This window comes from Mannheimia bovis, assembly GCF_014541205.1.
Classification (GTDB): domain Bacteria; phylum Pseudomonadota; class Gammaproteobacteria; order Enterobacterales; family Pasteurellaceae; genus Mannheimia; species Mannheimia bovis.
Genome location: NZ_CP061280.1, coordinates 1,966,188 through 1,985,805, shown reverse-complemented (window position 1 = coordinate 1,985,805; position 19,618 = coordinate 1,966,188). Strand labels below are relative to the sequence as shown.

Sequence of the window (19,618 nt, the reverse complement as noted above, 5' to 3'; positions counted from 1 at the left end):
AAATCGTTTCTTTTGTTTACAAAGTTATGTCGGTTTTTATAAAAACGAGGAGAAAAAATGAGAAAAGTTGGAAAACTAGCGGTTATTTTTGGACTATTTTTTGCAAATATGAGTTTTGCTCATAATGTAAAATTAAATCAATCTTTGCCAGCCGTTTCGGTGGCAAAAGATGGCGAATTAGTGATTCAATCAGGCAAAATTGCTTATAAAAGTTGGAATTCATCAGCCGTTGCCGGAAAAGTGCGAGTAGTGCTTCATTTTGCAGCAAGAAGTTCAGTAAAGAGTAAAAATGACGAATTAATTAACGCATTAAAAAATGCAGCTTTTGATCCTATCAAATATCAAACATTAACCATTGTAAATGCGGATGATGCGATTGTGGGAACTGGGCTTTTTGTGAAAAATAATGTTGAAGACGGTAAATTAGAAAATCCACGCAGCCAAGTCGTGTTAGATCAACAAGGCAATGTTAGAAAAGCGTGGAATCTAAAAGAAAAAGAGAGCTTTATTGCGGTGTTGGATAAATCAGGCAAAGTCAAATTTGCAACGGAAGGTGCTCTTTCAGCAAAACAGATTGAAGAAGTGGTGGGACTAGTGAAAAAATTGATTGAGTAGTTTTATATTAAGCCTCGTGAAAAAATCTCACGAGGCTTATATTTACTTAAAGTAACAGATTATTTTTGTTTTGCGCCATAAGAACCATACCGGTTGCTATTGTGCTCATAAAATACACCACCAAGCTCTGTGGCTTTTGGCCCAAAGAAACTACCTTGTGTTTCAACTTTAGCATCTGGATTACTATGGAAAGAGCTGCCACGAATAACTGCGTGAATATCTAATAGGTTATTACCCTCTTGTGATAATACTCCGTCAAGTTTTTTATTGCTAAAATCTGCTTGGAACGCAGAATTTAAGAATGCGGTACTATTACCATCAGTCATAAAGGCTTTACCATTGTAATTGATAATACCACTGATAGGGATCTCTTCAAAAATAGTATTATTACCACGATAGAACACCTGATATTTGTCATCTTGATCTTTCAGTGCACCAAAACGGACATCGTCGTAGCTGTTTATTAAGGCATTATAAGTTTTAGTATCGGTAATACTCTTAAGATGCTGCCATTCTCCGTTTGAAGGGATATCAGCAATATGAAGAGGCATTCCGTTTTCCAGAACAATCCACTCCATAGCTGGTGTTGCCCCAATTATCTTAGCTGTAGCATCATATAATTTAGTTTGAGCAGCAGGATCTTCATCAAAAGAGTAAGGTGTGGTTGTTGTATCAAAACCAAAAATTTGTACCCATTGATAAGTATGTGTACTACCCGGTACTGCAACTACACCGATACCAATTTTTGTAAAGTTTTTTCCTATCATATTAGCATAATGTCCCGGGCTATTTTCCCAACCTTTACTTACATCCAATGCTGTTTTATAACCTGTAGCAATATTTTCACCGCCACCACCTTGAAGTCCTTGATCGAAAATTGAGCTATTATCTGGTCTTTCGTGAGCGTATCGACCTGCTAATTCTTCAGCACGGCGTTGAGCAAAAGCAGTCAGGTCATTATCAAGAACAAGAGCTGTAAGCCCTTTTTCTGCTCTCAGTTTATTCGTGTAATCAACAACTTCTTGCACCGATTGCTTTTGGCTTTCGGTCATCGGTTTGACTTTAAAAGACTCTGATATACTTTGTGTGCCAGCTACAGGGGTGAGATAAATATTGTCTTGAGCAAGCTTTAATCGACCATACTCAATTTTAGTATCAATCCCATTAAGTATATATCTTGTGTTTTGAAGATTTTCAGTTTCTAAAGCAGAATTTTTTACGGTAACCCTATTTAAATTATCTGAATTACCAGTATTGGAGTTATTACCCGAAGTATTGTCGATATTTGGGTTATTACCTGAAGTATTGTCGGTATTTGGGTTATTACCCGAAGTATTGCCGGTAGTTGGGTTATTACCTGAAGTATTGTCGGTATTTGGGTTATTACCCGAAGTATTGCCGGTAGTTGGGTTATTACCTGAAGTATTGTCGGCATTTGGGGTATTATCCGAAGTATTGCTAGTACTTTGGTTATTTGAAGCATTGTGGGAATTATTAATAGGCGTGCTTGCAACATTGTTGTTTCCGCTTCCACTTCCACCACCGCCACTACAGGCTGTCAAACAAACAGCTAAAATTCCTAAAAGATAAGCATTTTTCATAAGTAAGGTCTCCAATAAATGATATAAACCGTATCGCTATTTTGAAATAAATAGCCTAGATAATATGAGAAAAGTCTCGTTTGTCAAGATGTTAAATTTAAAACTTAAAATCGCTGACAAACCGATAACTTATCGTATGATGATAATTTTCTCCGGCTTTGGTTATGCCGCCAAATTGTAATAATTCAGGTTGATTCACGGAATTTGGGAAAAACTCTGGCTCTAACGCCACGCCTGCATAATCTTCATATTCGCCATTAGTCAAATTCGGTTGCCCCTTTAGCCAGTTGCCTGTGTAAACTTGTAAGGCAGGCATTGAGGTGCGGAGTTCCATTTTCAAATCTTCTACTGCTAAACAAGCGGTCAGATTTTCACTATTTTTTGCAAGATGAAAGGCGTGATCGTAACCTTTTACGGCTTTTTGGTCATCATCAGCCAATAAATCTTGCCCGATTTTTTTAACAGTGCGGAAGTCAAAACTCGTGCCAGCCACGTTTTTAAGCGGAGCATTTGGAATACCGCTTGCATCAACAGGCAAGTAGGCATCCGCATTAACTATCAATTCGTGATCTAAAATATTCTCTGAACCTTGCAGATTAAAATAGGCGTGGTTAGTTAAACAAAGTGGTGTATCTTGATTTGAGGTTGCGTCAAAGCTGATTTGCAGTTCATTATCGGTTAAACGATATTCTACAAAGGCTTTCACTTCACCACCAAAGCCTTCCTCATTATCTGCAAAAATATAGGAAAATTTAACCGCTTGTTCGCTCTGGCTTTCCACTTTCCAAAATACTTTATCGCCACCCAATTCGCCACTATGCAAATTATGTTCGCCATTGTTTTTTGCTAAGCGATAGGTTTTTCCGTTTAGGGCATATTCAGCATTAGCAATGCGGTTAGCATAACGCCCAATGGTTGCCCCAAAGAAAGCGGTCTGTTTTTGCCAATTTTTTGCAGAAGTGGTTACTAATACTTCACGCTCTTCATTCGGTAGCTTTACCACACAAGAGAGCCAAGATGCTCCAAAGTCTGACAAAGTAATTTTTAAAAAGGAATTTTCAAGGGTAAATAATTGCATAGATTATTGCCTATAAATTGTAGATTCGGGCGGATAGCATCCGCCCTGATGTTTATGGAGTCATACAACCTCGTGCACACCATCGCAAGCTGTGCATAAATGGAATGTCTCTTTAATGCCAGTTTGCTTTTCGTAGTTTTCAGCAACAGCTTGGCGAAGATTTTCCACTTTATCATTTGGCACTAAGCACACTACGCAGCCACCAAAGCCACCGCCTGTCATTCTTGCTCCACCATTTTTACCAATCGCTTTTTGAGCAATTTCAGTCAAGCAATCCACTTCAGGGCAAGTAATCTCAAAATCATCACGCATAGAATTATGCGAAGCTGCCATTAGTTCGCCCAATTTAACCATATTATTCGCTTTTAAGGCTTCCGCAGCTTCTAAAACACGTTGATTTTCACTGATGATATGCTTCGCACGCTTATAGGCAAGTTCATTAGTATCACGTAGTTCTGCGGCACGTTCAATAAATTGTTCGGCAGTTACATCACGCAATTTTTTTGCTCCAAAGAAGTGAGCAGCAAATTCGCACTGCTCACGGCGACTATTATATTCACCTGTTACTAAATCGTGCTTCACATTAGAGTTAATAATGGCGATTGAATAACCCTGTGGCTCAGGCGTTGGACTAATCTCAAGACTGCGGCAATCAATCATTAAAAAGTGATCTTTTTGTCCTAAAGCAGAGGTGAGTTGATCCATATTACCGCAATTACAGCCAACAAATTTATTCTCTGTTTCTTGCCCGATTAAAGCGATTTGTTGTAACGAGAGTGGCAAATCTCCCAACAATTGAGCAGTTTTACCAATCGACACTTCAAGTGCAGCCGAAGAACTTAGTCCCGACGACATCGGTACATCGCTGGTAATCACTAAATCTGCTCCTTGTTTAAACTCTGGACATTGAGCTTGAATGTATTTCACCACCCCACGCACATAGTTTGCCCATTTGTGTTCGCTTGGCTCAATAGGTTGGCTTAAATCAAATTCCTCTTGCTCGTTAATATCAAGGGCGAACACTCGCCATTTATGATCATCACGTTTAGCAAAACTAACCGCTGTGCCGTAATTAATCGCACAAGGCATTACAAAACCATCGTTATAATCGGTATGTTCGCCAATAATATTCACTCTACCCGGAGCAAATACAGTACGCTCTGCTTTATAACCAAAATGTTCTTCAAATTTTTGAACAGCAATCTGTTGTGGTTTCATTCAAATTCCTTATTTTTTATTTTTGTAATGTTCAGTATCACTTACTGCATTTAAACGCTCTGTAGCTTGCTCCGGCGTTAAATCACGCTGAGTTTCTGCCATCATTTCATAGCCAACCATAAATTTACGCACAGTAGCTGAACGTAATAAAGGCGGGTAGAAATGGGCGTGTAATTGCCAATGTGCATTATCTTTGCCATTAAATGGAGCAAAATGGAAACCCATTGAATATGGGAAACTGATATTAAACAAGTTATCATAGCGAGTAGTCAGTTTTTTCAACGCTAGTGCTAAATCGGCTTTTTCAGCTTCGTTCAAATCTGTAATGGATTTAAACTGCTTCGCTTTCGGTAATAATAGTGTTTCAAACGGCCAAGCTGCCCAATAAGGCACAACCGCAATCCAATCTTCTGTTTCCACCACGATTCGCTCTTTTTTATCTAATTCACGCTGAGCATAATCTAATAAAAGCGGTGAGCCGTATTTTGCAAAATAATCTGCTTGGCATTCATCTTCAATAGTGATTTCATTCGGTAAAAAATTACTTGCCCAAATTTGCCCGTGCGGATGAGGGTTAGAGCAGCCCATCATCGAGCCTTTATTCTCAAAAATTTGTATCCATTGATAACGCTCTTTCAATTCATTGGCTTGTTCTTGCCAAACCGTTACCACATCGGTAATTTCATCAACAGAAAGTTGCGGCAAGGTTTTACTGTGGTCAGGCGAAAAGCAAATCACACGGCTTTCCCCTTGTGTATGTGAGATCTGGAAGAGCGGATCATCACTCGGTTCTGGAGCAGGTGTATCTGAAAGTAGGGCAGAGAAATCATTTTTAAACACAAATGGCTTGGTGTAATTCGGGTTTTGCTCGCCTGTAATGCGTTTATTACCAGGACAGAGATAACAAGTTGGGTCGTAACTTGGTTTTTCATCTTGCACTACCTCTTCTTGTTGCCCTTGCCACGGGCGTTTTGCTCGATGCGGTGACACTAAAATCCACTGATTTTTCAGCGGATTAAAACGGCGATGCGGATGGTCGTTAAGAACAAATTCGCTCATAAAACACTCCTCAAAATTAAAACTCCCAAAAGTATAGCGAAAGTTGTAAAAAATGACTGTGATATAGCTCACAAAAATGAAGTTAAGCGGTCATAAAAGCGTTGCTTTTTGCAGGTTTCCCTCCAATGTGAGCTAAATTTTCAACTGAATGCCATTATTATTTTGTAAATAAAAATCACAAGGGAAAATGGTGCTTTGCCTTTGCGATCTTTAATTTTTTACAAAAATAAAGTGGTAGTATTAAGGGAAACATGATTTGCTCTACAACTATTGGCTTTTCCCCTCCACCTCAATAATCATCACTTCTGACTGCGAACCTAACCGCATCGGTACGCCCCAAAAGCCGTATCCTGAAGTAACAAAATAATGCCCTAAGCCGATTTTTTCATAGCTGTAGTGTAGTCGATACATCAGGCTGGTGATGATGCTGGCGGGGAACACTTGCCCCTTGTGAGCGTGGCCGGACACCTGAATATCAATCGGTAATTTAGCGTGTTTTTCAATTTCTGTCGGGCGGTGGTCGAGCAAAAACACCGGCAGTTTGCTGTTCACATCTTGTAACAAGGCTTCCGTTGATGGTCGGTCTTTCACTAAATCATCATTTCGCCCGATAATGGTAAATTTTCCGTTAATTTCGACCGCTTGATCCCATAAAACTTGAATACCTGCGTTACGAATTTCTTGGGCAATGCTTTTCTGTCCCCCAAAGAAATCATGGTTGCCAAGGGTGGCATACACCCCAAGTGGGGCTCTTAATTTAGCAAAATGCGGTTGCATATTTTCCGCCCGATACGCACTGACATTATCGTCCATAATATCGCCCGGCAGAAAAATCAAATCCACTTTTTCTTGGTTAAAAATAGCAGCAAGTTTATCCAGCTGTTTCGCCCCGAAAAGTTTGCCTAAATGCAGATCACTTGCCACGCCAATGCGTAGCGGTTTTTCAAGCGGTTTGTTTAATTTCACCGAATAATGTTCGACTTTGGGGGTGTAGGCGTTATAAAAGCCTAGCCCGATTAAGCCTAAAAAGGCAAAAGGGTAGCTGATTTTCAGCCAACGGTTTACCGTTGTGTTGCCTCTGCTTAATTTGTAGATACAAGCGGTCAAAAAGCTGACAAAAAATGCAAATAGCAATAACACCAATACAAACGCCATTACTCGAAACAGGGTAAATGTTCGGGTAACGTGCAGAATAACCATCGCATTAATCACTAAAAATGTGATGAGGTGAGTGATTTTTCGACTTTTTGTCGATAAGTTAAACAACCAGCCGATTGTTTTTGCAAAACTGTATAAAAAGAGTTGTAGCACTGCAACCACAATGGCGGTGGTGATGTAATAGCGATATTCCAAAATTGTTCCTTAAATGAGGGGCTAAACCCAGCCTAATTGTCTTAATAGAAATAGCCCGATGCTAGCACTAAACATTGAGCCAAGTGTGGTGATCCCAATTAAATTTGCTGCTGCTTCACCATTGCCACCATAGCTTCTTGTCATTGCATAAGTCGCGGCAGCTACAGGGGCAGAGGCTGCAACAAAGACAATACCCAGCTCCATTGGTGGCAGTTTGAACACAAATTTACCGAGTAAGAGAAAGAAAATCGGTGCAAAAATCAGCCGAATAGAGGCAGAAAATAACACGATTTTGTTAATGGTACTTTCTGTGCCTTGATTAAACTGCTTCAACTGTTTGAAATTAATACTTGCCCCAGTGCAAATTAAGGCTAAGGGTAAAGTTAGCCCGGCGATTAAATGTCCTGTGGTTTCAATCGGCTTAGGAATTAGGCTGCGTAACTCAAAGAGATTGAAAATAATGCCGGCAATCACTGCTAAAATCAGCGGGTTTTTAACAATCGAAATCGCTAGTCTGCCTGCATTGACTTTCTTTTCGCTCAGCGATGAAGTAAGTGTAATTACAGCCAGTACATTAAAGGTAATCACTAAGCAGGAAATATAAACCGAAGCAGCCGCTAGGGCTTTATCGCCATAGGCATTGAGGATCAAGGCAATGCCTAAAATTGCAGCATTTGTGCGAAATGTCCCTTGCGTGAAAATACAGCGATAACGGCGGTTTTCTATGTGTCTTGCTGCCCACCATTCCGCCCACAAATAAATTAATATCGACCCTCCCACACCGGTGGAAATCAAGCTAATTTGGCTAGTAAAATCCAACGGACTTTTTAACATATTAAAGAAAAGCATTGGCGGGAGAGTAAAGTTAAACACTACCTTTGATGCCATATTACAAAAGGCATCATCAATGAATTTTCGCTTGCGTAGAAAAATCCCGAATAACATTAATAAAATAGTTGGGAGTGTTACGCTAATGCTAAATTGAAGAGAGTCGAAAATATTCATTTGATTACCTGAGATGGTATTCCTCCTTAAATAAAGAGGAATACAAGCGGTTATTTTTACTCGAAAATTTGTAAATTAAAGCCCAGCTTTCAAACTTGCCTCGACAAATTTATCCAAATCACCGTCTAACACTTGTTGAGTGGTGCGGTGTTCCACACCTGTGCGGTGGTCTTTGATGCGAGAATCATCCAACACATAAGAGCGAATTTGGCTGCCCCAACCGATGTCCGATTTATTATCTTCCATCGCCTGTTTCTCCGCATTTTTCTTACTCATTTCCAACTCATAGAGTTTTGCTTTGAGCTGTTTCATCGCCTGATCTTTATTTTGGTGTTGCGAACGTCCATTCTGACATTGCACTACAATGCCGCTTGGCATATGGGTGATACGCACCGCCGATTCGGTTTTATTAACGTGCTGACCACCCGCACCGGAGGCACGATAAACATCAATGCGAAGATCGGCAGGGTTGATCTCAATATCAATATTGTCATCGACTTCAGGATAAACGAAGGCAGCGGAGAACGAAGTATGACGACCGTTGTTCGCATCAAACGGGCTTTTACGCACTAAACGGTGAATGCCTGTTTCCGTTCTAAACCAGCCATAGGCATATTCGCCGGAAATTTTTACTGTAGCGGATTTAATTCCTGCCACATCGCCGTCGGAGGCTTCCATCAATTCCGCTTTAAAGCCTTTGCTTTCCGCCCAACGTAAATACATTCGCAGTAACATTTCCGTCCAGTCTTGTGCCTCTGTACCGCCCGAACCGGCTTGCAGATCCAAATAGCAGTCGGCACTGTCGTGCGGACCGCTGAACATCCGTTTAAATTCTAAATCCGCCAGTTTCTTCTCTAATTCATCGGCTTCGGCTTGTGCCTCGTTAAAGGTGTCTTGATCTTCGGCTTCCACTGCTAATTCAATCAAGCCTTCCACATCTTCAATCCCTTGCTCTAACTGGCGAATGGTATTGACGATCTGCTCCAACATCGCTCTTTCTTTACCGAGAGCTTGAGCTTTTTCCGGCTTATTCCACACATCCGGCTGTTCCAGCTCGGCATTCACTTCTTCTAAACGCTCGACTTTATGATCAAAGTCAAAGATACCCCCGAATTACCTCAGTTCGTTGAGATAAATCCGCAAGTTGGTTTTTAATTGGGTTCAATTCAAACATTATTTCTTCCTTTTTACAGTTTTGGTCTCGCAAAATAGGGCGTGATTATACCGCAAGCGGTCAAATTTTCAGAATTTTTTGCAAAAAATTTGCCAAATTTTACCGCTTGTTAGCGTACAATAGCACTTATTTTGATTGATTATGGAGGCGAGATGTCTGAACCGATTAGATTAACCCAGTTCAGCCACGGGGCGGGTTGAGGTTGTAAGATTTCTCCTAAGGTGTTAGGGACAATTTTACAAACGCAATTAGATAAATTTATCGACCCGAATTTGCTCGTGGGTAATGAAACGGCGGACGATGCGGCGGTTTACGATCTAGGCAATGGGCAGGCGATTATCAGCACAACGGATTTCTTTATGCCGATTGTGGACGATCCGTTTGACTTTGGGCGGATCGCCTCTGCCAATGCGATTAGCGATATTTACGCAATGGGCGGTAAGCCGATTATGGCGATTGCGATCCTCGGTTTCCCTGTTAATAAATTGCCGGCAGAAGTCGCCCAGCAAATTGTTGAGGGCGGGCGTTTTGCGTGCCAACAGGCGGGTATTGCGTTGGCGGGCGGGCATTCGATTGATTCGCCGGAACCGATTTTCGGTTTAGCCGTTACAGGTATTGTGCCGACCGAACGAGTGAAACGCAATGCTTCGGCAGTTGCTGGCTGTGAACTGTTTTTAACCAAGCCGTTAGGGATTGGGGTTTTAACCACTGCCGAGAAAAAAGGCTTGCTCAAGCCTGAACATCAGAATTTGGCGAGTGAAGTGATGTGCCAAATCAACTTGATTGGGGCAGAGTTTTCTGAGCTTACGGAAGTCACGGCAATGACCGATGTGACCGGCTTTGGTTTGCTCGGGCATTTAAGCGAGGTGTGTCAAGGTTCGAACTTGCGTGCTGAAGTGCATTTTGCCGATATTCAAACTCTAGAGGGTACGAAAGATTACATTGCCTTAGGGGCAGTGCCGGGCGGGACGAATCGCAATTTTGATAGTTACGGGCATTTGATTTCAGCAATGACAGAGGAGCAAAAAGCGATCTTGTGTGATCCGCAAACTTCCGGTGGTCTATTGGTAGCAGTGTTGCCACAAGCGGTCGAAAAAATTCAACAGATTGCAAAAAATGCAGGTGTGCCTTTATTCCACGTTGGGCGATTGCTTGAAATGGAAGAAGATAAGCCACTTATCGAGGTAATTTGATGTTTAAACCGAATGTAACAATGGCTTGCGTGGTGCATTGCAAGGGTAAGTTTTTGTTTGTTGAAGAGATCGAATATGGTAAACATACTCTTAATCAACCTGCAGGACATTTAGAACCAAATGAAACGTTGCAGGAAGGGGCAAGTCGAGAGCTGTTTGAAGAAACAGGCATTCGTGCAGAAATAGCGAGTCTTGTGAAAATTTACCAATGGCAAGCCCCTCGCTCTAAAACGGACTATCTACGTTTTCTGTTTGCGGTTGAACTTGATGATTGGATTGAGCCTAATCCGCAAGATGCAGATATTACTCAAGCTCTCTGGTTAAGTGTAGAGGAATTTAACCACTATATTCAGCAAGAGGGGCAATGTGAACGTAGCCCGTTGGTAATTCAATCGGTAAAAGATTATTTAAGCGGTGAGCGTTATCCGTTAAGTATTCTTAATGCGTTTGATTGGGCAAAAAATGGAAAATAGAATGGCAACTGAATTTGATGTGGTGATTGTCGGCGGGGCAGTTACCGGCTCGGTGTTAGCGTTAGCATTGAGTAGTTTTACCCAGCATAAAATCTCGATTGCGATTGTAGAAAAGTCATTACCAAACTACGCACAGCAAGGCGGTTTTGATGCGAGAAGTATTGCTCTTGCACAAGGTAGTTTGCAAAAAATGAGGCAAATCATACCGCTTGTTGGCAATAATTTGGAAGCAGAAATCAGAGAAATTGCCACTCCGATTAAACAAATCCAAGTAGCGGATAAAGGACATTTTGGCAAAGTTACATTGAAAGCGAGCGAACAGAATGTGCCTCAACTTGGCGTTGTGGTTGAACTTGCAAAATTGGGTAAAAAATTAACCGCTTGTATTGAGCAGCAGACTAATATTCAGCTCTTTTGTCCGAATGAAGTTGAGGTTATCAAACGCTCACAGCAATGTTGTGAACTAACGCTAAAAAATGGTGAGAAGTTGAGCAGTTCCTTACTTGTAGCAGCCGATGGTATTCAATCTCAAGTTGCGAAAATGTGTGGTGTAGAAACTGTACAATTAAGAGACTATGTGCAATCAGCCATTATCGCTAATGTAGAATTGAGTGAGTGGCATCAACATCAAGCCTTTGAATACTTTACTGAACAAGGACCTTTTGCCTTACTGCCGTTAAGTGGCAATATGATGTCGCTTGTTTGGTGTGTGAAAAATGCAGATGAATTGATGCAATTGTCTGATAATGAGTTTTTAAGTCGATTACAACATCAATTTGGCTGGAAGTTAGGGCAGTTTTTGCGTGTGAGCAAGCGGTTTGTTTATCCGCTTATTTTACAAAAAGCAGAAAGCCATATTCACCATCGTTTAGCGATTGTTGGAAATGCTGCTCAAATGCTTCACCCTGTTGCCGGGCAAGGGTTTAACTTAGGGTTGAGAGATTTGCACGTATTGGCAAAGTGGGTAGCCCACGCTTTTAATCAAGGGAACGATATTGGTGAATTTTTATTATTAGCCGAGTTTGAGAACGAACGAACGGAAGATCAAAATAGGATTATGAATGCAACAAGCGGTCTAATTTCTATCTTTTCTTGCGAAATTTTGCCTGTGCAAGCTATGAGGAATTTTGGGCTATTCGCGGTTTCACACTCGAAAACGGCTAGAGATTTTATTACTAATCGAGCATTAGGCTGGTAAGAGCATAAAATCTTAAATTTTCTATTTGACATTGTTGCAAGAATACTATATTATCCTGCCCGTTTAAAAATTAATTCTAAGCCTTGAATGAAAATTCAAGGCTTTTCTATTAGTGGAAGCCCTAGAAAATTTTTTGCCGTAAAATCGGCAAAAAAATTTTACCTAAAATTGGCAACCGATTGCCGTAATCGTTTGCTAAGATGGTTTTGTATGCTTTCATCTGAGTAACTGCAAGAGTTACATCGTCATCACACAAAGAGAGTAAAAAATGACCACAGAAAATATGAATACGCCAAAACAGGCGTTTATCGGCTTGCAAATGTTGTTTGTTGCATTTGGGGCATTGGTATTAGTTCCGCTAATTACCGGTTTAGATCCTAATGTTGCCCTTCTTACTGCCGGTGTCGGCACTCTAATTTTCCAAGTTTGTACTAAACGTCAAGTCCCTGTTTTTCTCGCATCTTCTTTCGCTTTTATTGCTCCAATCCAATTCGGTGTCCAACAATGGGGTATTCCTGTAACAATGGGGGCATTACTCTGTTCAGGTTTCGTTTATATGGCATTATCTGCTTTAGTGAAAGCAAAAGGTGTTGAAATCTTACATAGATATTTTCCACCAATTGTGATTGGTCCTGTGATTATGGTAATCGGTTTGGGTCTTGCCCCTGTAGCGGTAGATATGGCAACAGGTAAATCGGCAAACATTCCATACAATACTGCAATTGTTGTTTCAATGACAACGTTGTTAACTACCCTTATTGTGGCTGTTTTTGCTAAGGGTTTATTGAAATTAGTACCAATTTTAGCCGGCTTAACAGTAGGCTATATTTTATCTATCTTTATGGGATTAGTAGATTTTACCAAAGTGATTGAAGCTCCTTGGTTTAGCTTACCGAATGTTTCTGCACCGGAGTTCCAATTAGATGCTATTCTTTACTTACTGCCAATTGCTCTTGCTCCTGCAGTTGAGCATTTAGGCGATGTAATGGCAATTAGCCAAGTAGCAGGCAAAGATTTTATGAAAAAACCGGGCTTACACCGCACACTTTTAGGAGATGGTTTAGCCACTTCTGCGGCAGCGGCATTAGGTGGTCCACCAAATACGACTTACTCAGAAGTAACCGGTGCAGTAATGCTAACCAAGAACTTCAATCCGAAAATTATGACTTGGGCAGCGTGTTGGGCAATTGCTTTCTCCTTCTGCGGGAAAATTGGGGCATTCCTTGCAACTATCCCAACTTTCGTGATGGGCGGTATTATGATGTTGCTGTTCGGTGCAGTAGCCGTTGTGGGTATCAATACCTTAATTAAAGCTAAAGTTGATTTAAGTATCCCACGCAACCTTTGTATTGCTTCTGTGGTAATGACATTCGGTATTGGTGGTATGCTAATCAACATCGGTGAGTTCTCTCTGAAAGGGATTAGCTTATGTGCTTTAGTGGCGATTGTGCTAAACATCGTGTTACCAAAAGAAAAAAACGTAACTCATTAATCGTAAGGACGCTAATGCGTCCTTTTTGTTACAAAGTCTAAAATAAGGAATAATCTATGCAAAAATTAACATTCAATCCCCCTCTTCTTAATACGCCTTGCCCTTGGTGCTCTGAGATCGACAACCTGCGTGAACTCTATGCGTGTGAATACACGGGGGCTGTTACTACGCGTACTTCAATGTTAGAGCCATACCCACACGATTGGGCGAACAATCAATATGTTTTATTTGATTCCACTGCCCAACAAGTTGCCGGTGTAAATGTACAAAATGCCACAGCTTTGCAAACTTCCAGCCTCAATACCATTGGGCTTAGTCCAAATAATTTAACTGTAACTAAAAATTTTGTTCGTACCATTTCTGATGAATTAAGTTCAAATAGCAGTAAACCATTTATCATTTCTGTATTTGGCTCGCCTGAGGAAGTAGGAGATTGTTACGAACAGATTTGTGAGTTGCAAACTGAAGTGAAAATGCCGCTGGCAATGGAAATCAATATTTCTTGCCCGAATATTCCGGGTAAAGTTTCGCCTGCTTATTCTGCAGAGGAACTTTTACCATATTTAAATGCACTACAAACAACGCTGGATAAACTCAATCAAGGGGAAAATGCTTTGCCAATCGGTATCAAAATTCCTCCATTTACATACCAAAATCAGTATGATGAATTGATTAAAGGGTTATTACAAGCGGTCGAAAATGGTAAAAATTTACCAATTACCTTTATTACTTCAACGAATACACTTGGTTCATCATTGTTAATGCAAGGTGATAAATCAGTATTAAACTCAGAAGTGGGTACAGGTGTAGGAGGAATGGCAGGAACTGCAATCCACGCTCTTTCTCTTGGAAATGTTTATACACTTCGTCAAATGCTTGACCAAGAGCCAACATTGAAATCACTGCAAATTATTGGTGTAGGTGGTGTAAATGATAAAGCTGGCTTTGATCGAATGAAAGCGGTTGGGGCTGATTTTGTTGGTTTAGCAACGGCATTAGGTGTAAAAGGAATTGGTGTATTTAAAGAGATTTTGTCTTAATAACGAAGAATAGAGGCGTGCCTTGCACGCCTAAATACTTAAATAGAACATTTAGCCCAACCATTTCTCCACTAATTCATTAGTGGTTTCCTTATGCACCCACATACTGCCTAGCTCTGGCTGAGGGAATTTAGTACGGTTGTAGCCCACAAATTGGCGGAAATCAAACGCAGCGTGTGGGTATCCGTTGATAACTAAGAAGGCTTGATAGCCGCTTTCGTCCCAGCAAATTTCCAAACGGCGTGGCTCGTGAACCGAGTTTTGCTCAATATCGCTAATGCTGAATACAAATAAACTATCCACCACAGGTTGTTCGGTTTGGTGTAAATCCATTGCGTAAAAATAGCCAGTTTCTTCATCAATCTCAAACATCACTACCAAATGTTCGTGCTGAGTGGAATGAGCTCCGTTGCGGTAAGGTTCATTGAGCAAAATATGGTCGGTAAGAACAGAGTAGAGCATTTTATCCCCTTTGAGTGCAATATAAAAATGCCACTGATTTCTCAGTGGCATTTCGGAAGTTAAATCAGCAATTATGCTTGACCTTTAATCTCTTTACGACCATTGAACGGAGCTGGTGTGCCAGCACGCTCTAATGCTTCTTCGATACGGATTAATTGGTTGTATTTCGCTACACGGTCAGAACGGCTCATAGAACCGGTTTTGATTTGACCTGCTGCTGTACCTACTGCTAAATCTGCGATAGTTGCATCTTCAGTTTCGCCTGAACGGTGAGAGATTACTGCGGTGTAACCTGCATCTTTCGCCATCTTAATCGCTGCTAAGGTTTCAGTTAATGAACCGATTTGGTTGAATTTGATTAAGATAGAGTTTGCGATACCTTTTTCGATACCGTTTTTAAGGATTTTAGTATTAGTTACGAATAAATCGTCGCCTACTAATTGAACTTTGTCGCCTAATACTTTAGTTTGGTATGCAAAACCTTCCCAGTCTGATTCGTCTTGACCATCTTCGATAGACACGATTGGATACTCTTTGCATAAGCCTTCTAAGTAGTGAGTGAACTCTTGTGAAGTGAAAGTTTTGCCTTCGCCTTTCATATCGTACACGTTACGCTCTTTGTCGTAGAATTCAGAAGATGCACAGTCCATCGCTAAAGTTACATCTTTACCTAAAACGTAGCCTGCTTTCTCAACTGCTTCTTTGATACACGCTAATGCATCTGCATTTGATGCTAAGTTTGGTGCGAAACCACCTTCATCACCTACCGCAGTATTTAAACCTTTAGATTTTAATACTTTCGCTAAGTTGTGGAATACTTCAGCACCAATGCGTAATGCTTCTTTTAATGTTGAAGCACCTACTGGTTGAATCATAAATTCTTGAATATCAACGTTGTTGTCTGCGTGCTCACCACCGTTGATGATATTCATCATTGGTAACGGCATAGAGTAAACGCCCGGAGTACCGTTTAATTCAGCAATGTATGCGTAAAGTGGTAAACCTTTAGATGCCGCTGCTGCTTTAGCCGTTGCTAAAGAAACTGCTAAGATTGCGTTTGCACCAAATTTAGATTTGTTATCTGTACCGTCTAAATCGATCATAATTTGGTCGATTTCAGCTTGTGCTGTACCTTCTTTACCTTCAATTGCTTTAGCAATTTCATTATTTACTGCAGAAACCGCTTTTAATACACCTTTACCTAAGAAACGACCTTTGTCACCATCACGTAATTCTAATGCTTCACGTGAACCTGTAGATGCACCTGATGGAGCAGCTGCTAAACCAACAAAACCACCTTCTAAGTGAACTTCTGCTTCTACTGTTGGGTTACCACGAGAGTCGATGATTTCACGACCGATTACTTTAACAATTTTTGCCATTGTTGATATCCTCTAATGTGAGAGTTAATAGAAAAAAGAATAGGTATATAGTAAAACGATTTTACATTTTTGTCTTGGAAAAACTGCGATGCGTATTGAGAATTTACCACTAATTTGATCTAAGACTATATTCGCTCAAGATTATAGCAATGTTTGCAAAAAACGGCAAAAATTTGCCCGCTTGTATGCTTATTTTTTGATTAAAAAAGTCAGTGTTTCATAATGTGAAGTATGAGGGAACATATCAAACAACTGTACTTTGTGTAATTCATAATTGGTTAAGGCTGCAAAATCTTTCGCCATAGATTGAGCGTTGCAACTTGAATAAATCAAATAAGGCGAGCCTAAATCATTTAAAAATTCAGCTAAAGGTTTGCCAATACCACGACGAGGCGGATTGACAATCACTAAATCAGGCGTTAAGCCTGCTTCATTTAACGCAAATTGGGTGGAATCGAGCGAGGCGAATTTGACGTTTTTTAAGCCAAGAGCATTTGCAGATTTGGTTGCACTTTCAATCGCTGAGGCTGATATTTCAATACCGGTTAATTCCACATTTGGATTTTTTTCACTCAATGCTTTTGCACAATGCAGACCAAAGCCTCCGACACCACAGAAAAGATCCCAACATTTTTGTATCGGTAGGGTTTCAATCCATTGTTGAGCGGTTAAGTAAAGTTGGCTTGCAACAAAAGGATTGGTTTGGAAAAAGCCTTGTGGACGAATAAATAACGGTATGTCGTTAAAATATTCTTCAATGACTTTATGCTCTGTCAGGAAAATCTCAGTTTCACCCTCTAAGACAGCTGCGTGCTGCGGTTGAATATTGAGGCTAACGACCGAATTGGGAGGTAGTTTTTCCAGCAGTTTCGGTAGCTCTCGCTCCACCAATGCACGTTTTGCTTCGCTTCGTACCACAAAACGGAGCATTAACGATTGGTTGAACCGACTTTCGGTAATCAGAATATATTTCAGCTCACCTTTTTTCTTGGCGATGTTATATGGCACTAACCCGGCTCGGGCAATAAAATCTTTTAAAATAGGGAAGAGACCCGAAAATGAAGCAGGGTAGAGTGAGCAATCAGTTAAATCAATGCCACTTTGGGCATCATTTTGATCTTTTAAAATGCCGAGAATAGGGCGTTCCACACTACCTGATACTACCATTTTCGCTTTATTACGAAAGTAAGAAATTGGAGAGCTAACAAGCGGTAAGATTTCGGTTTTATTTTGCAAAATAAAGGGAGAAATCAACCGCTTGAGATCTGCGTCTTTCTTTGAGAGTTGGCTGGCATAAGGTATTTCTAGCCATTGACAAGAGGTGCAGGTACCACGTTCAAAGTGCGAACAGTTGAGCTGATTAGGCATTGGCTTCTTTCCACTCTAGCCAATTATTTTGCAGGGCAGTTAGCTCTGCTTGAGCCTGTTGATAACGTGTGCTATTTTCTAACTCACGCCAAGTTACAGTTCGACGTTTCATTAAGGATAAATGGCGTTCTTTTTGAGCTTGGGTCGGTTGATATTTCAAGCGATCTAGCACTTGCACAACGCCTTCAGGTTCGTTGCAAAGTAACAATAAATCGCAGCCTGCTTGAATCGCTTTTTCAGAACGCTCGACAAAGTTACCCATAAAGCCTGCACCTTTCATTCCTAAATCGTCGGAGAAAATCACACCATTGAAATTAAGCTGTTGGCGTAAAACGTCTTTGAGCCAGTAAGCTGAGCCACTGGCAGGTTGGCTATCGCATTGAGTATAAACAACGTGTGCCGGCATAATGGCAGAGAGTTTGCCTTTACTAATCAGCTGTTTGAAAGGTAGGATGTCGTGGTTAAAAATCACCTCTTTTGCTCTATCGTCAAACGGGGTTTCTAAATGCGAATCGGCTAAAACGTGCCCGTGCCCGGGAAAATGTTTCCCTGTAGTTGCCATTCCCATTTCAAGCATTCCGTCAATAAAGGCTTCGGCAATAGGTAAAATAGTATTTGGATCTTGCCCGAATGAACGGTCGCCAATTGCTTTGCAGTCGTGTCCTAAATCCAACACAGGAGCAAAACTTAAATCAATGTCTAAAGCAAACATTTCAGCAGCCATTAACCAACCGCTTTCCTTCGCTATTCTGATAGCTTCTGTTTCATTTTTTGCCAGTTGTTTGAAAGATTGCATCGCAGGCAGTTTGGTGAACCCCTCACGGAAACGCTGCACACGTCCGCCTTCTTGATCGACAGTAATTAATAAGGGCTTTTTCATACGGCTTCGAATATCTTTTATGAGAGCTTGAACTTGTTGTTTGTCGTAAAAATTGCGAGTGAATAAAATTAATCCGGAAACTAAAGGGTGTTCCAGTATTTCCACTTCTTCTTGGGCGAGTTCTTTGTCTTTAATATCAATAAGTAGCATAATTTGTAAAAAATGGGAGAAATAAAACCGCTTGCTATTGTACATTAAAAAGCCCTTGATTTTCATCAAGGGCTAACGAATTGCTCAGTAATTATATTTGTTGCATTTTTATTTGGTTACGACGCATTTTAATATTGAGCATTTCAACTACCACAGAGAAGCCCATTGCGGTATAAACCGCTGCTTTTGGAATATGGATATCAAAGGCTTCGCCGACTAATACCACGCCAATTAAAATTAAGAATGCTAAGGCAAGGTTCTTAATTGTTGGGTTATTGTCAACAAAGTTGCCAATCGCTTTTGCAGCTAACATCATTACCCCAACGGCAATCATAATGGCAATCACCATCACAGGAATATCATCCGCCATTGCCACAGCAGTAATGACCGAATCAAGTGAGAAAATAACATCAAAAATAGCAATTTGTGTCAGTATCATCAAAAAGCCGGTTTTTTTGAGTGAGGTTGTTTCTTCTTCGTGTGAACTAGCCGAAATTGATTCTTTTAGCTCCATCAAACTTTTGACAATCAGGAAAAGACCTCCGATCAGCAAAATTAAATCTCTACCCGAAATAGCATTACCTGCAATGTAGAAAAGAGGGGTAACTAATTTCATCATCCACGCAAGTGAAAGAAGCAATAAAATACGTGTTCCCATTGCTAAAGCCAAACCGATAATTCGAGCTGATTGGCGTTTCTCAATTGGCAAGCGGGAAACTAAAATGCTGATAACAATGATGTTATCGATACCAAGTACAATTTCAAGCCCGGTGAGCGTAACAAGTGCTACCCAAGCTTCAGGATTTGTCATCCAATCAAACATAAAATGTCCTTTTAAAAATAGGGAATTGCTTTTTTTCTATACAAAAGAAAGGCA

The 19,618-nt window shown here is 40.6% G+C and carries 18 protein-coding genes; 6 read left to right on the top strand and 12 right to left on the bottom strand.

The features are described from left to right. The first annotated feature begins 57 nt into the window (after positions 1–57). Positions 58–615 (top strand): YtfJ family protein, encoded by a 558-nt coding sequence (locus ICJ55_RS09810; RefSeq protein WP_188156633.1) that lies wholly within the window; start codon positions 58–60, stop codon positions 613–615. 59 nt (positions 616–674) lie between these two features. Here ICJ55_RS09810 and ICJ55_RS09805 read toward each other — a convergent pair whose 3' ends face one another. The 7 genes from ICJ55_RS09805 to prfB all read right to left on the bottom strand — a co-directional run bounded on the left by ICJ55_RS09805 (position 675) and on the right by prfB (position 9,103). Then, the gene (locus tag ICJ55_RS09805) at positions 675–2,216 is read right to left on the bottom strand and encodes a CAP domain-containing protein (protein WP_188156632.1); all 1,542 of its coding nucleotides are present in this window, start codon (positions 2,214–2,216) and stop codon (positions 675–677) included. 97 nt (positions 2,217–2,313) lie between these two features. Next, the gene (locus ICJ55_RS09800; RefSeq protein WP_188156631.1) at positions 2,314–3,294 is read right to left on the bottom strand and encodes a galactose-1-epimerase; all 981 of its coding nucleotides are present in this window, start codon (positions 3,292–3,294) and stop codon (positions 2,314–2,316) included. A 60-nt stretch (positions 3,295–3,354) separates the two neighbouring features. Beyond that, on the bottom strand, positions 3,355–4,512 hold the full coding sequence (gene galK / locus ICJ55_RS09795; RefSeq protein WP_188156630.1) for a galactokinase: 1,158 nt from the start codon (positions 4,510–4,512) through the stop codon (positions 3,355–3,357). Positions 4,513–4,521: 9 nt separating this feature from the next. Beyond that, on the bottom strand, positions 4,522–5,571 hold the full coding sequence (gene galT, locus ICJ55_RS09790; RefSeq protein ID WP_188156629.1) for a galactose-1-phosphate uridylyltransferase: 1,050 nt from the start codon (positions 5,569–5,571) through the stop codon (positions 4,522–4,524). 267 nt (positions 5,572–5,838) lie between these two features. After that, on the bottom strand, positions 5,839–6,924 hold the full coding sequence (locus tag ICJ55_RS09785) for a metallophosphoesterase (RefSeq protein WP_188156628.1): 1,086 nt from the start codon (positions 6,922–6,924) through the stop codon (positions 5,839–5,841). A gap of 21 nt (positions 6,925–6,945) precedes the next feature. After that, positions 6,946–7,929: an AEC family transporter gene (locus tag ICJ55_RS09780; protein ID WP_188156627.1), complete on the bottom strand. Its 984-nt coding sequence runs from the start codon at positions 7,927–7,929 to the stop codon at positions 6,946–6,948. Between the two features lie 75 nt (positions 7,930–8,004). Further along, positions 8,005–9,103, bottom strand: a protein-coding gene (gene prfB, locus ICJ55_RS09775; protein ID WP_188156626.1) for a peptide chain release factor 2 whose coding sequence is annotated in 2 segments (ribosomal slippage) — positions 8,005–9,027 and positions 9,029–9,103 — 1,098 coding nt in all. Because the reading frame shifts where the segments join, the coding sequence is not laid out codon by codon here. A gap of 152 nt (positions 9,104–9,255) precedes the next feature. On the opposite strand from prfB, the gene selD reads away from it, so the two are divergent. The 5 genes from selD (at position 9,256) to ICJ55_RS09750 (ending at position 14,499) form a co-directional block, all read left to right on the top strand. After that, positions 9,256–10,296, top strand: a complete 1,041-nt coding sequence (gene selD / locus ICJ55_RS09770) for a selenide, water dikinase SelD (protein ID WP_188156625.1) — start codon at positions 9,256–9,258, stop codon at positions 10,294–10,296. After that, positions 10,296–10,769, top strand: coding sequence for an NUDIX hydrolase (locus ICJ55_RS09765; RefSeq protein ID WP_188156624.1), 474 nt, complete (start codon positions 10,296–10,298; stop codon positions 10,767–10,769). Before selD ends, ICJ55_RS09765 begins: the two co-directional genes overlap by 1 nt. Position 10,770: 1 nt before the next feature. Next, positions 10,771–11,967 carry a 2-octaprenyl-6-methoxyphenyl hydroxylase gene (gene ubiH, locus ICJ55_RS09760; RefSeq protein WP_188156623.1) on the top strand — a complete coding sequence of 399 codons (1,197 nt, stop codon included), beginning with the start codon at positions 10,771–10,773 and terminating at the stop codon, positions 11,965–11,967. A 268-nt stretch (positions 11,968–12,235) separates the two neighbouring features. Then, positions 12,236–13,459 (top strand): uracil-xanthine permease family protein, encoded by a 1,224-nt coding sequence (locus ICJ55_RS09755; RefSeq protein ID WP_188156622.1) that lies wholly within the window; start codon positions 12,236–12,238, stop codon positions 13,457–13,459. Between the two features lie 56 nt (positions 13,460–13,515). Next, entirely contained in the window at positions 13,516–14,499 is a 984-nt protein-coding gene (locus ICJ55_RS09750) for a dihydroorotate dehydrogenase (RefSeq protein ID WP_188156621.1), read from the top strand. A 51-nt stretch (positions 14,500–14,550) separates the two neighbouring features. Here the strand turns inward: ICJ55_RS09750 and ICJ55_RS09745 are convergent, their stop codons facing one another. The 5 genes from ICJ55_RS09745 to ICJ55_RS09725 all read right to left on the bottom strand — a co-directional run bounded on the left by ICJ55_RS09745 (position 14,551) and on the right by ICJ55_RS09725 (position 19,564). Beyond that, entirely contained in the window at positions 14,551–14,961 is a 411-nt protein-coding gene (locus tag ICJ55_RS09745) for a DUF2251 domain-containing protein (RefSeq protein ID WP_188156620.1), read from the bottom strand. A gap of 71 nt (positions 14,962–15,032) precedes the next feature. Continuing rightward, the gene (eno, locus tag ICJ55_RS09740; RefSeq protein ID WP_025236378.1) at positions 15,033–16,343 is read right to left on the bottom strand and encodes a phosphopyruvate hydratase; all 1,311 of its coding nucleotides are present in this window, start codon (positions 16,341–16,343) and stop codon (positions 15,033–15,035) included. 189 nt (positions 16,344–16,532) lie between these two features. Continuing rightward, entirely contained in the window at positions 16,533–17,711 is a 1,179-nt protein-coding gene (gene rlmC, locus ICJ55_RS09735; RefSeq protein WP_188156619.1) for a 23S rRNA (uracil(747)-C(5))-methyltransferase RlmC, read from the bottom strand. Next, positions 17,704–18,741: a beta-N-acetylhexosaminidase gene (gene nagZ, locus ICJ55_RS09730; RefSeq protein ID WP_188156618.1), complete on the bottom strand. Its 1,038-nt coding sequence runs from the start codon at positions 18,739–18,741 to the stop codon at positions 17,704–17,706. Before nagZ ends, rlmC begins: the two co-directional genes overlap by 8 nt. 91 nt (positions 18,742–18,832) lie before the next feature. Next, positions 18,833–19,564, bottom strand: a complete 732-nt coding sequence (locus tag ICJ55_RS09725; protein ID WP_188156617.1) for a TerC family protein — start codon at positions 19,562–19,564, stop codon at positions 18,833–18,835. Positions 19,565–19,618: the final 54 nt, after the last annotated feature.

Bases quoted from the DNA above. Each gene is read 5' to 3' on its own strand.
- ICJ55_RS09750 (WP_188156621.1), top strand. From the start codon at position 13,516: ATGCAAAAATTAACATTCAATCCCCCTCTTCTTAATACGCCTTGCCCT.
- nagZ (WP_188156618.1), bottom strand. From the start codon at position 18,741: ATGCTACTTATTGATATTAAAGACAAAGAACTCGCCCAAGAAGAAGTG.
- ICJ55_RS09755 (WP_188156622.1), top strand. From the start codon at position 12,236: ATGACCACAGAAAATATGAATACGCCAAAACAGGCGTTTATCGGCTTG.
- ICJ55_RS09745 (WP_188156620.1), bottom strand. From the start codon at position 14,961: ATGCTCTACTCTGTTCTTACCGACCATATTTTGCTCAATGAACCTTAC.
- ICJ55_RS09765 (WP_188156624.1), top strand. From the start codon at position 10,296: ATGTTTAAACCGAATGTAACAATGGCTTGCGTGGTGCATTGCAAGGGT.
- ICJ55_RS09805 (WP_188156632.1), bottom strand. From the start codon at position 2,216: ATGAAAAATGCTTATCTTTTAGGAATTTTAGCTGTTTGTTTGACAGCC.
- ICJ55_RS09800 (WP_188156631.1), bottom strand. From the start codon at position 3,294: ATGCAATTATTTACCCTTGAAAATTCCTTTTTAAAAATTACTTTGTCA.
- ICJ55_RS09810 (WP_188156633.1), top strand. From the start codon at position 58: ATGAGAAAAGTTGGAAAACTAGCGGTTATTTTTGGACTATTTTTTGCA.
- galK (WP_188156630.1), bottom strand. From the start codon at position 4,512: ATGAAACCACAACAGATTGCTGTTCAAAAATTTGAAGAACATTTTGGT.
- ICJ55_RS09780 (WP_188156627.1), bottom strand. From the start codon at position 7,929: ATGAATATTTTCGACTCTCTTCAATTTAGCATTAGCGTAACACTCCCA.
- ICJ55_RS09725 (WP_188156617.1), bottom strand. From the start codon at position 19,564: ATGTTTGATTGGATGACAAATCCTGAAGCTTGGGTAGCACTTGTTACG.
- eno (WP_025236378.1), bottom strand. From the start codon at position 16,343: ATGGCAAAAATTGTTAAAGTAATCGGTCGTGAAATCATCGACTCTCGT.
- galT (WP_188156629.1), bottom strand. From the start codon at position 5,571: ATGAGCGAATTTGTTCTTAACGACCATCCGCATCGCCGTTTTAATCCG.
- ubiH (WP_188156623.1), top strand. From the start codon at position 10,771: ATGGCAACTGAATTTGATGTGGTGATTGTCGGCGGGGCAGTTACCGGC.
- rlmC (WP_188156619.1), bottom strand. From the start codon at position 17,711: ATGCCTAATCAGCTCAACTGTTCGCACTTTGAACGTGGTACCTGCACC.